Source organism: Bradyrhizobium sp. OAE829 (assembly GCF_040546575.1).
Lineage (GTDB): Bacteria > Pseudomonadota > Alphaproteobacteria > Rhizobiales > Xanthobacteraceae > Bradyrhizobium.
The window spans coordinates 3,320,976-3,332,500 of record NZ_JBEPOE010000001.1 but is presented as its reverse complement, the minus strand read 5'-3'; the positions used below and the strand labels follow the sequence as shown (position 1 = coordinate 3,332,500).

General features: G+C 64.3%; 13 protein-coding genes. 7 read left to right on the top strand and 6 right to left on the bottom strand.

Annotated elements, in window-relative coordinates; all coding sequences use genetic code 11:
* Positions 1-301 precede the first annotated feature (301 nt).
* Both ABIE49_RS16275 and ABIE49_RS16270 read left to right on the top strand, forming a co-directional pair.
* Complete coding sequence (locus ABIE49_RS16275) at positions 302-1,387, top strand: NAD-dependent epimerase/dehydratase family protein (RefSeq protein WP_192738268.1); 1,086 nt, start codon at positions 302-304, stop codon at positions 1,385-1,387.
* Positions 1,388-1,454: 67 nt separating this feature from the next.
* The gene (locus ABIE49_RS16270) at positions 1,455-1,826 is read left to right on the top strand and encodes a VOC family protein (protein WP_192738267.1); all 372 of its coding nucleotides are present in this window, start codon (positions 1,455-1,457) and stop codon (positions 1,824-1,826) included.
* A gap of 8 nt (positions 1,827-1,834) precedes the next feature.
* Here the strand turns inward: ABIE49_RS16270 and ABIE49_RS16265 are convergent, their stop codons facing one another.
* The 3 genes from ABIE49_RS16265 to ABIE49_RS16255 form a co-directional block, all read right to left on the bottom strand.
* Positions 1,835-3,157 carry an NAD(P)H-dependent oxidoreductase gene (locus ABIE49_RS16265; RefSeq protein ID WP_192738266.1) on the bottom strand — a complete coding sequence of 441 codons (1,323 nt, stop codon included), beginning with the start codon at positions 3,155-3,157 and terminating at the stop codon, positions 1,835-1,837.
* 165 nt (positions 3,158-3,322) lie between these two features.
* Positions 3,323-4,123: a phytanoyl-CoA dioxygenase family protein gene (locus ABIE49_RS16260; RefSeq protein ID WP_192738265.1), complete on the bottom strand. Its 801-nt coding sequence runs from the start codon at positions 4,121-4,123 to the stop codon at positions 3,323-3,325.
* A gap of 127 nt (positions 4,124-4,250) precedes the next feature.
* Entirely contained in the window at positions 4,251-4,925 is a 675-nt protein-coding gene (locus ABIE49_RS16255) for a GntR family transcriptional regulator (RefSeq protein WP_192738264.1), read from the bottom strand.
* Between ABIE49_RS16255 and ABIE49_RS16250 the strand changes: the two genes are divergently transcribed.
* Positions 4,924-5,304 carry a BrnT family toxin gene (locus ABIE49_RS16250; RefSeq protein WP_210337425.1) on the top strand — a complete coding sequence of 127 codons (381 nt, stop codon included), beginning with the start codon at positions 4,924-4,926 and terminating at the stop codon, positions 5,302-5,304. The genes ABIE49_RS16255 and ABIE49_RS16250 overlap by 2 nt on opposite strands.
* Positions 5,301-5,675 (top strand): helix-turn-helix domain-containing protein, encoded by a 375-nt coding sequence (locus ABIE49_RS16245; protein ID WP_354066845.1) that lies wholly within the window; start codon positions 5,301-5,303, stop codon positions 5,673-5,675. The genes ABIE49_RS16250 and ABIE49_RS16245 overlap by 4 nt, the downstream gene beginning before the upstream one ends.
* A gap of 53 nt (positions 5,676-5,728) precedes the next feature.
* On the opposite strand, the gene ABIE49_RS16240 is transcribed toward ABIE49_RS16245, so the two are convergent.
* Entirely contained in the window at positions 5,729-6,586 is an 858-nt protein-coding gene (locus tag ABIE49_RS16240) for a sigma-70 family RNA polymerase sigma factor (RefSeq protein ID WP_192738263.1), read from the bottom strand.
* 115 nt (positions 6,587-6,701) lie between these two features.
* Between ABIE49_RS16240 and ABIE49_RS16235 the strand changes: the two genes are divergently transcribed.
* Positions 6,702-7,157, top strand: coding sequence for a carboxymuconolactone decarboxylase family protein (locus tag ABIE49_RS16235; protein WP_192738380.1), 456 nt, complete (start codon positions 6,702-6,704; stop codon positions 7,155-7,157).
* 184 nt (positions 7,158-7,341) lie between these two features.
* Positions 7,342-9,075 carry an adenylate/guanylate cyclase domain-containing protein gene (locus tag ABIE49_RS16230; protein ID WP_192738262.1) on the top strand — a complete coding sequence of 578 codons (1,734 nt, stop codon included), beginning with the start codon at positions 7,342-7,344 and terminating at the stop codon, positions 9,073-9,075.
* A 14-nt stretch (positions 9,076-9,089) separates the two neighbouring features.
* Here ABIE49_RS16230 and ABIE49_RS16225 read toward each other — a convergent pair whose 3' ends face one another.
* Positions 9,090-9,902 carry an alpha/beta fold hydrolase gene (locus ABIE49_RS16225; RefSeq protein WP_192738261.1) on the bottom strand — a complete coding sequence of 271 codons (813 nt, stop codon included), beginning with the start codon at positions 9,900-9,902 and terminating at the stop codon, positions 9,090-9,092.
* Positions 9,903-9,906: 4 nt separating this feature from the next.
* On the bottom strand, positions 9,907-10,719 hold the full coding sequence (locus ABIE49_RS16220) for an alpha/beta fold hydrolase (protein WP_192738260.1): 813 nt from the start codon (positions 10,717-10,719) through the stop codon (positions 9,907-9,909).
* Positions 10,720-10,899: 180 nt separating this feature from the next.
* Here ABIE49_RS16220 and ABIE49_RS16215 point away from each other — a divergent pair, with 180 nt between their 5' ends.
* Positions 10,900-11,442: a methylated-DNA--[protein]-cysteine S-methyltransferase gene (locus ABIE49_RS16215; protein WP_192738259.1), complete on the top strand. Its 543-nt coding sequence runs from the start codon at positions 10,900-10,902 to the stop codon at positions 11,440-11,442.
* Positions 11,443-11,525 lie beyond the last annotated feature (83 nt).

Here is an 11,525-nt window from a genome sequence, read left to right as displayed (position 1 = left end):
CCCTTTTGTTTTTTAATACTGACCACGGGACAACGATCTTGATTTGTCGTTTCTGTCCGACGATGGCCGACGTTCGATTGGTGATTGAGATCAATCCTTTCAAACCCGTAGGGCAGGATGACCAATCGGGGGTCGATAATCAAGGGTTCTGGTCCGGCCGCAGCTGCGAACAGCTGCAATAAGTTTACGCAATGGCCGACCCCTCAAATCCCCGCCTTCACACGACGAAAGGCTAAGACGTAAACTGACGCGACCGGCGTTCGTCCGATAGGATGGCCGGCAATCGCCGATGGAGCCGGAAATGGCAGAGAAGAAGGTCGTGGTCGCGGGCGCCACGGGATTGGTGGGAAATGCCGCATTGCGGCACTTCGGCGCCGCCCGGGGATGCGACGTTCTGGCGCTGTCGCGGCGCAGGCCGCGCGAGCTCCATGGCTCCAGGCACGTGCAGATCGACCTCACCGATCCCGTGCAGTGCCGGCGCGCCGCAACCGAATTGCAGGGCGCCACCCATCTTGTCTACGCCGCGCTCTATGAAGCGCCCAATCTGGTCGACGGCTGGCGCGATCAGGATCAGATCCGCATCAACGATGTGATGCTGCGTAATCTGATGGCCGCGCTCGAACCGGTCGCGCCGCAGCTTCGGCATGTCGCACTTCTGCAGGGCACCAAGGCGTATGGTGTCCACGTCCGCCCGCTCACCGTGCCGGCGCGCGAAGGCCGCTCGGAAATGTACGAGCAGCCGAATTTCTACTGGGCGCAGGAGAATTTCCTGCGCGAGCTGCAGCAGGGCAAGGCCTGGCACTGGAGCATTCTGCGGCCCGTCCTGATCGTCGGTGAAACGATCGGCGGCGCGATGGACCTGATCCCGCCGCTCGGCGTCTATGCCGCCATGTTGCGCGAGCAGGGCCGGCCGCTCGACTATCCCGGCGGTGCCGCGCGAGTGTCGCAAGCGGTCGACGTCGATCTTTTGGCGCGCGCGATCGCCTGGGCCGGCGAGGCGGCCGCCGCGCGCAACGAAGCCTTCAACGTCACCAACGGCGATGTCTTCACCTGGGAGAATGTCTGGCCGGCGATAGCAGACACGCTTGAGATGAAGCCGGGCAATGCCGTGCCGCTGTCGCTGGCGCAGGAATATCCCAAATGGATCGCGCCGTGGGACGAACTGCGGCGCAAGCACAACCTGATTTCGCCCGGCCTTGAAGAATTTGTCGGCCTGTCATTCCAGTACGCCGATTACAGCATGCGCTATGGCCAGACCCAATCGGGCCCGCCCTCGATCGTCTCGACCGTGAAGATCAACCAGGCTGGTTTTACGGAGATGATGGATACCGAGGCGATGTTCCGGAAATGGTTTGGCCTCGCGCGATCGAGCCGCTTGCTGCCGTAGCACATTTGGGCTGCGCCGATCCGCGCCAGATGCCATCATGAATCCCCGGGATAATCAGGAGGCTGCAATGCTGGATCACGTCTCGCTGGGCGTCAGCGATATCGAGCGCTCAAGGAAATTCTATGATCAGGCGCTTCGTCCGCTCGGCATCGAGCGCTTGTACGCAGACGGTCCAACCGCTGCCGGCTATGGGGCCGGCCGGAAGGCATTCTTCTGGATCGGCGAGAAAAACGCTTCGCAAACCGGCAGCCACGTCGCCTTTGCGGCCCACGACAGGGAAACCGTGGACCGGTTTCACCAGGCCGCGCTCGCAGCCGGGGGACGCGACAACGGGCAACCGGGGCTGCGCCCGAATTATCACGAAGATTACTACGGCGCGTTCGTGCTCGATCCCGACGGCCACAACATCGAGGCGGTTTGCCGCCGCAAGCAGGCGTAGTCTGTTGTCTAAACGCTTCGCGGCGCCGCGCCAAACTTCGCTTCCATCGTCTTGCGCGTCTTGATGGTATCGTTGGCTTCGTCGACCTCGACGTCGCTCCAGCGCACCACGGCGCCGTGGGCGATGTTGTTCTTCAGCTTGACGCGGTGGGCGAGGCCAATCGGCAGCGCGCCGGCCTTGAGGCTGACGGCTGCCGGCATCAACTTGCCCCACACCGTGTAGCCGCCTTCGCCGTCGAGCATTTCGCCGGCGCGTAAGTCGCGTTTTGCGACCGCCGCGACATCGCCGCGAAAACCATGGGGCTGCCCGGTGGGCTCGCCCCGCAGCGCCGCCGACAGGATCGAGATGTTCAGCTCCAGCCCGATCAGATGATAGGGCTTGTACATCGCGGCATACCGGCCCGAGGCGTCGGTCTTCAGCCCGTATTGCTTGAAACAATCCGCGGCGTAGTCGTTCGGTGCTTCCAGCACCACATAGACGCCCCAGCGCAGGTCGCGAAACACCGGGCGGCCGTCGCGCTCCAGCGATGACACCACTTCGACCACGCCGGATTTCTCCAGCACGCCGCCCTTGTCGCGCGGCCGCATCACATGCGGCAGGTCGTCGACGCCGCAGGGCGGAAACAGCAGGCCGTCGGTAGGCACGTCGAGCTGGCAGGCGTTGGCGATCGCCGCCATTTCGATCGCGGATTTGGTGCCGTCGAGAAACGAGTTGAACATCTGCGGATTCATGCCGGCCGATTGCGCTTCATCCGCGGTGAGCCCGTAATGGCTCCAGACACCGTCGGGCGTCACGTCATGATAGGCGGGGAGGTATTTGGTGCCCTTGCCGGCCGCGACGACGCGGAATCCTGTCGCCCGCGCCCAGTCCACCATCTCGGATGTGAGCGCCGGCTGATCGCCATAGGCCAGCGAATAGACCACGCCGGCCTTGCGGGCTTCCTCGGCGAGCAGGGGGCCTGCCAGCACATCGGCCTCGACATTGACCATCACGACATGCTTGCCGGCGGCAATCGCTGCGCGGGCGTGCCGGATGCCGACGGCGGGATTGCCGGTCGCTTCCACCACGACATCCATTGCCCCGCCGGCGATCGCGCGCAGGCCGTCATCGGTGAAGGCGGTCCGTGCGATCCGCTCCTGGTCCCAGCCGACGGTTCGGCACGCCTCGCGCGCGCGGTCGCGGTCGAGATCGATAATCAGCGGCACCTCAAGTCCCGGCGTGTGCGGCACCTGTGCCAGGAACATCGACCCGAACTTGCCGGCGCCAATCAGCGCGACGCGAACCGGTTTGCCGGCGGCATGGCGGGCCTGGAGGAGGTGGTGGAGGTTCATGGCGGTGTCCGAACAATTGTGTAGGCGACGAGAAGCCGCGGATTTTTCTCTGTCATGGCCGGGCTTGTCCCGGCCATCCACGTCTTTGCTGGTGGCTAAAGCGCTAAGACGTGGATGCCCGGGACAAGCCCGGGCATGACGACGCTGTTGTGAGCGCGATCAAACCTACTCCGCGGCCTGGCGATGCGCACGCGCGAGCCGCAGCAAGGCGTCGTCATCGACGGTCTGGATCGGCGTGAAATCGCGGTGGGCGATATACTCCGGCCGTGTCGGGGTGCGGATGTAGTTGGAGACCGCGTTCAGCGTCAAATAGACGATCTTGCGCGGATAGGGCGTGATGTTGCCGGCCGAACCGTGCACCAGATTGCCGTGGAACATCAGCATGCCGCCGGCCTTGCCGGTCGGCGCGACGATGCCGCCTTCCTGCACCAGCCTCGTCACCGTGGCCTCGTCCAGCGTCCACAGCGGATAGGAGGTGGTCTCCAGATCGTGCGAGGCCTTGAGGTCGCCGGCGGTCTGGCTCTTCGGTACCAGCATCAGGGGGCCGTTGATCGGCATCACCTCGTCGAGGAAGATCGCGATGTTCATCGCGCGCGGCTCCGGCATGCCGTCGTCGCGCTTCCAGGTGCCGTAGTCCTGGTGCCATTGCCAGACGTCGCCGGTGAAGGCGGCTTTGGCGTTGATCTTGAACTGGTGCATGTAAAGCTTTTCGCCGAAGATCTGCTCGATCGGGTCGATCATGCGCGGATGCGCGCCCAATGCGCCGAATGCCTCGTTGTAGAGATGCGCGGCAAAGGCGGTGCGCGGCGCTCCGCTCTTCTCACGCCATACCTCGGGGCGGTTGGCGTCGTAGATGCTCACCGCCTCGCGCGCGAGATAGGCCACTTCCTCGGGGCTGAACAGCTCGGGCAGGAACAGCCAGCCTTCGCGGTTGAAATAGTCGATCTGCTCTTGCGTGAGTTTCATGTCTTCTCTCCCTTTGCTTTTGTTTCTCCCCTCATGGTGAGGAGCGCGTCCTCGCGCGTCTCGAACCATGAGGCCGCTTGGCCCATCCTTCGAGACACGCTTCGCCGCTCCTCAGGATGAGAATTCCCTACGCCGCCTTGCTCGTCGCCTTCAGTCTTTCCTCAGTCATCCGTCCCGCCGTCTGCGCATGCGCCAGCGCCGCGGCCTCGGCTTTCCCAGCATTGCCGGCGAGAATCTGCACCGCGATCGCCTCGTGTTCGATCCAGGCGCTGTCGCGGTAATCGAGTTCGGCCAGCACGGTGGCCATCGAGCGGCGCATATGCGGCCATTGCGGCGCGATCATTTCCTCGATCGCAGGGTTCCCCGCGAGGCGGTAGATCGCGCCGTGAAAGTCGACGTCGAGCGCAATAAGCCGCGCCAGCGGGGTGTCCTCGCCGATGGTCCGGCCGGCCTGCAAGGCCGCTTCCAGCGCCGCGCGCCCGGCCGTGTCGGTCTTTACGCGTCCGGCGGCAAGCCTTGCCGCCAGGGCGTCGATGGCTCCGCGGACCTCGTAGAGCTGCCGGATACGGGCCGGATCGAGCTCGGTGACCTCAAAGCCGCGGCGGCCGCTCTCGGCCACCAGGCCCTGCCGGTGCAGCAGATGCAGCGCATGGGAAACCGGCTGGCGCGATACGCCAAGCTTCTCGGCCAGCTCGTTCTGGGTGATGCGCTGCCCCGGCGGAAGCGTGCGATCGATGATCGCCTCGAGGATCCGGGCATAGACCTGGTCGATCAGGTTGGGGAGCGGATCTAGCGGGATCATGCCGGGTTCCATTCCGAATACGGAATTCCGTATTCGGAATGGATACTCCCGGCAGGCGGGGCGGTCAAGGGGACCGCTGCCTTGCCGAAAGCCGCGCAGGTTGCGTGGACTACCGGTATCCGGTACTTTCTCCTGTGTGCAGTATGAATGGGACAATGGCAAAGCCGCTGAGAACCTTCGCAAGCACGACGTGGACTTTCCGGATGCGATTGCTGCCCTCGAAGATGCGAACCGTTTGGAAGAAGTCGACACCCGGTTCGTATACGAAGAGGAGCGAGTTCAGGTCATCGGAATGGCTCGTAGCAACGTCCTGTTCGTGATCGTCACACTGCGTGGCGAAGATCAGAATCATATCGGCCCGAAAGGCCACACGACATGAACAAGACCGATACTACGCGGGTGACCACGAAGCCTGGTAGCACGTCACCTCGGAGCGATACCGATTGGGCGCGACTCGATGCCGTGACCGATGAGGAAGTCGTGACCGCTGCGCTGTCCGATCCCGACGCCCAGCCGCTCACGCCAGAGCAACTGTCCGGGATGCGCCGGGTGTCGCGTGTAAAGGTGCTTCGACAACGCCTCGGCATGACGCAGATGCAATTTGCTGAGGCCTTCCACCTTCCGATCACCACGCTGCGCGATTGGGAGCAGCGTCGAAGCACGCCGGATGCACCGGCCCGGGCACTGTTGTTGGCAATTGAACGTGACCCGGAGGTCATGCGCCGGTTGCTGGCAGAAGGAATAGCGTAGAAGGGGCGGCGCAGATCCGAACCGCTCCTTCCAGTAGGTAGTTGTGCTCGGACTTAGAGCACCTCCACGTCAAGCGTGCCGATCGCTTCCGCGTCCGCCACCGCGTCCAGCGCCGATATCCGCTCGCCGCTGATGGTCAGCCGCAGCACGATGCGCATCTCGCCGCCGAGGACGACGGCGACCCCCAGCGCACCATCGACAAGCGCGGGCCTTGCGGCCTGGGCGCGGCCCTTGAAGGTTTCGGCAACCGCCGCTGCGCCGCGGATTTCCGGCAACGAACCCAGCCGCTGCGCGGCCTGGTCGGCACGGAACACCACGTCTGGATCCAGTACCGCGAGCAGCCCTTCGAAGTCACCGCTGCGCGAGGCCACCAGGAACGCATCGACGATCTGTTTCTGGCGGCTGAAATCGGCGTCCGGCGCGGGCGGGGTGCCCTGCACCCGGCGGCGGGCGCGGCTGGCGAGTTGCCTCGCTGCGGCGGGCGTGCGGCCGACGATCGGCGCGATCTCCTCAAAGGGAACGGCGAACATGTCGTGCAGCACGAAGGCCAGCCGTTCGGCCGGCGCCAGCGTCTCCAGCACCACCAACAGCGCCGCGCCGACGGAATCGGCCATGTCAGCATCGCGCTCGTGTTCGTCATTGGCCGCGGGTTCCGCCACATCGGGGCCCATCGGTTCCTCGCGCCGCGATTTGCGTGACCGCAGCATGTCGAGGCAGACGCGGGCGACCACCGTGGTGAGCCAGCCGCCGAGGTTTTCGACCCCACCGGTATCGGTACGGCTCAAGCGTAGCCAGGTCTCCTGCACGGCGTCGTCGACCTCGGCGGTCGATCCCAGCATGCGATAGGCCACCGCCCTCAGATGGGCCCGGTTGGCCTCGAACTTCTCGGCCAGAAACTTTTTCTCGTCCATCGGTCACATTCCCATGTCGTGTCTCGTCATGGCTATGACGAACGAAACCCCGCCGATGTGACAGAAAATCGGCGCGGTCACGTCAAGACCGAACCAACGGATGGAGAGAGAAATGATGCAGGCTCGAATGAACCACCCCGTCATGGTCGTTCCCGACGCCATGAAGGCGCTGCACGCGCTCGGTGAACTGACCAAGAACAGCTTGCCGGAGAAGCTGCTCGAACTGGTGCATCTGCGCGCCAGCCAGATCAACGGCTGCAGCGTCTGCGTCGACATGCACCCGAAGATCGCCAGGAAAGCCGGCGAGACCGATGAGCGGCTGTTCGCGGTCGCGGCCTGGCACGACACGCCTTACTTCACGGAAGCCGAGCGGGCCGCATTGGCGCTGACGGAAGCGCTGACCCGCATCAGCGACCGCGCCGACCCGGTGCCGGATGCGATCTGGAATGAGGCCGACAAGCAGTTCGACGAAGCGGAGCTTGCAGCGCTGGTCCTGGCGATCGCCAATATCAATGTCTGGAACAGGCTCAACGTCGCGGTGCGCCAGCCGGTGGGCTTCTGGAAGGTCTGAGGGGTGATCACGAGGGGGGCTGGCCCGGAATCCCGGGACATTGGCCTGAATTCCAGTGCGCCGGCTCGTGCTTAATTTACCTGCGCGAGCTAAAGAACAAGCCTGGCCGATCCCGATCGGCCGGGCTTTTTCGTTTGTCTCCGTCATCCATACCGGTCCGCCCGTCATGTCAGAGCCCCCAACCATGTTGCGACCGTCGATCAGGAAGCGAATCCTTGCCATCGCGGTCGGGCTGATCGTCCTGATGGCGATCACATCGGTTTTGTCGACGGTGATGACGCGAAAGGTCGCCCATCAGCTCGACGAACTCTCAACCAAGTATGTCGAGGCCTACGGACATCTGGCGCGGATGAATGTCCGCTCGCTGGAGCAGGCGCTGGCGTTGCGCCGCATGGTGATCGCCCGGATGCAGACGCCGCCGGACGAGGCCGGCTTTGCCGAGCGCCAGAAGACCTATGAGGCGAAAGGACAGGAGATTGACGAGGAGGCGAAGGCCGCGCGCAAGCTGATCAACGCCATCATCGAAGATACCTCCACGGCTTCCGACAACGCCGGACTCGGCCGGATCGACACTCGCATCGAAAATGCCAATGGTGATCTCCGCCGCTACATGCGGGAGGAATATCTGCGCCTGCTGCCGTTGCTGCAGGCCGGCAAATTCACTGAAGCCCAGGCCATCGTGGCGCGGGCCGATCAGCTGCGCGACGAGTTCAACCAAAAGGTCGAGGACATCAGGAAGGACATGCTGACGCAAGTTCGCAGCGATGCCGTGGTGACGATGCGCGACCAGCAAAAGACGATCGTGATCTCCGCGATCCTGACCGGACTTGCAGCCATACTGGGATTGATGTTCGCGATCTTCATCAGCACCGGGATTACCCGGCCGGTGCGCCGGTTATTGGAGGGCACCCGCGCCGTCGAGGCCGGCCGCCTCGATGGATCGATCGACGTCACGACGCGGGACGAGATCGGCCAGCTCACGTCCGCGTTCAACAACATGGTCGAACAATTGCGCCACAAGGAGAGGATGCGCGAGACCTTCGGCCGCTATATCGACCCGCGCGTCGTCGCCGGGTTGATCGACCGGCAGGCGCAGACCGCAACCGACGGCGAGCGACGCGTGATGACGGTGCTGTTCTGCGACATGAAGGGATTCACCAGCCTCAGCACGGGTATGACGCCGCAGGGGCTGGTCAAGGTGATGAACCATTATCTGTCGACGATGTCGGGGCCGATCCGCAACCATCATGGCATCATCGACAAATATATCGGCGACGCGATCATGGCCTATTGGGGTCCTCCGTTCAACGAAGACGGCGAGCAGGCGCGGCTTGCCTGCCTCGCCGCGATCGACATGGCGCGCCGCGGTACGGCGTTGCGGACGGAGCTTCCCGAATTGCTCGGCGTGCGCACGGTGCCGAGCGACTGCGACGTCCGTATCGGCGTTGCGACCGGCGAGGTGCTGGTCGGCAGCATCGGTTCGGAATTCATGATGAGCTACACTGTCATGGGCGACGCGGTGAATCTGGCGTCGCGGCTGGAGGGCGCCAACAAGGCCTATGGCAGCCATTGCCTGGTCTCGGCGCCGACCATCGCCGCAGCCGGTGACGGATTAGCGTTTCGCGAGATCGATCGCCTGGTCGTGGTGGGCCAGAGCCAGCCGGAGACGGTGTTCGAGCTCATCGGGCGCGAGGACGAACTCACGCCGGACCAAGTGTCGCTGCTGGACGGCTATTCGAAAGGGCTCGCTGCCTATCGCGAGCGCCGTTGGGACGACGCGCGCCACGCCTTCAGCGCCGGGCTCGAAGCGGTCCCCGGCGACGGTCCGTCCAAGGTATTCATCAAACGCATCGGTGAGTTTCAGGCAAACCCGCCGGCCGCCGATTGGGACGGCGCATGGCGTCTCGATGAAAAGTGATCAACCGGCAGCACTCACGCCCCCAGAAATTCCATCACGGCCTCGGAATATTCCTGCGGCGCCTGATCGAAGATCCAGTGGCGGGCGCCGGGGATCACGGCCGTCCTGGCGCCCGGAATATGCTGTGCCAGCACGCGCCAGATCTGGGCCAGCGAGCCCTGGGTGTCGCCGCCGCCGATCAGCAAAGTCGGCATCCCAATCGATTCCGCTTCGCTGCGTGAAAACGGCCGGCGCTTCTCGCCGACCTGGCCGATCAGCGTATAGGCGTTGTCGCGGAGCTGCTGTTTGGGCGCGGCCGGCAGCCGCTTCCAGGTGCCCTCGCCATCGATCATGTCGACGATCAGGTCGAGCGCGCCGTCGATATCGCCGGCTTTTACTTTCTCCACCGCGGCCGGAATCCGCGCCGCAATCGCCGACGAACCGGGGCCCGCACCGGCTGAACTGAGCGTGGCGTCGAGGTCGCCGCCGGGCTCGGCGAGCACCAGCTTGCGCAATAGATCAGGCCGCTGCTCGGCGACGCGAAAGGCGATGTGCCCGCCGCGGGAATGGCCCATCAGGTCGACGGGACCGAGTTTCAGTTGCTCGATGAAGCCGATGACGTCGGCAACATGCTGCGCCATCAGATAGTCGTCGCCGACGCCGTCCCAGTGCTCCGGGAAAAAGTGCCGCAGGCTGAGCGATATCACGCGGTGTTTTTTCGACAGCGGCCCGAGCACCGGATACCAGGTGCGGAAATCGCCGAGCGTGCCGTGGACGCAGACCAGCGGCGGGCCCTGTCCGACGTCGAGATAGGCGATGTCGTAGCCGTTGACGGGAAGCGTTTGCATGGGATCAAGCCTTTGCCAGGAACGCGAGCACGATCTCGCAATATTTCTGCGGCGCCTGTTCGAACATCGGATGCGTGGCGCGGGGGATCATCTCGGTGCGTGAGCCCTTCACGTTCGCGGCGAGCGCGCGCAGCACCAGCGGAATCGCGCCCCTGGTGTTGGCGCCGCCGATGAACAGCGTCGGCGTCTTGATCGCTTCGGCATCCGCCTTGGAGAAGGGCGGGCGCGAATCGCGCATCTGGCCGATCAGCGTGGTGGCGTTGTCGCGCAGCATCTGCTTCGGCGTCGCCGGCAGCCGCTTCCAGGCTCCCGGGCCTTCCAGCGCGTCGATGAAGATGGCAAGCCCGCCATCGATATCGCCCTTGGCGATGACTTCCGCGGAGGCCGCGATGCGGGCGGCGATCGGGGAGGGGCCGGGCTTGTAGGCGGGATCGAGCGAGGCGTCGAGTTCGCCGCCGGGCTCGGCCAGGATCAGTTTTCGCAACAGGTCCGGCCGGCGCTGGGCGACGCGAAACGTGATGTGCCCGCCGCGGGAGTGGCCCATCAGATCGACCGGCCCAACGCCGAGTTTCTCGATGAAGGCGATCACGTCGTCGACATGCTGCGCGATCGAATAGGTGTCGCCGACGCCGTCCCAATGATCCGGGAAGAAATGCCGCAGCGACGGCGCGATGACGCGGTGTTTTTTCGACAGCAGCCCCATCACCGACGACCAGATCCGGAAGTCGCACAGCGAGCCGTGCACGCAGACCAGCGGCGGGCCCTCACCGGCCTCGAGATAGGCCATGTCGAAGCCGTTGACGGGGAGGGTTTGCATAAGGGGCTCGGTGTGCGGGGCGGGGCCAGTGAATGGCGCGGTGAATATCCCACATCATCGGAAGTTGTTTATGCCGTCAAGTTCCCTCAGGATTCGGGTGGATAGCAACAATCTCCAAGCCTAGATTTGGGACCAGCATCAAGCTCAAACTATCGGAGCGAGAGGATCTGGAGCGAGATCATGACCGAACAGCAATTTGCGATATTCGACACCCCGATCGGCCGCTGCGGCATCGTGTGGGGCGAGCGCGGCATTGTGTCGGTGCAACTGCCGATGGGCGACGAGAAGAAGACCCGCACCCGGCTGCAGCAGCGCCATGGCGACATCGATGAGGCGCAGCCGCCGGCCAAGGTGCAGGCCGCCATCGAGGGGATCGTCGAGCTATTGGCCGGCAAGCCGAACGACCTGGCGGAAGTCGTGCTCGATCTCGACGGCGTGCCCGAATTCAACCGCGGCGTCTACGACATCGCGCGCACCATTCCGCCGGGCAAGACCATGACCTATGGCGACATCGCGAAAAAACTCGGCGGCGTCGAGCTGTCGCGCGACGTCGGCCAGGCGCTCGGCCGCAACCCCTGTCCGATTGTGGTGCCCTGCCACCGCGTGCTGGCGGCGGGCAACAAGCCGGGCGGCTTCTCCGCCAATGGCGGCGTCGTGACGAAATTAAAAATGCTGGCGATCGAAGGCGCGGTCGTGAACCACACGCCGAACCTGTTCGATTAAGCGGCGTTAGAGCGTAATGAAGTTAAGGCGAATCGCTGTGGCGGCGGGCTCGCTGCACCTCTCCCGCTTGCGGGGGAGGTCGA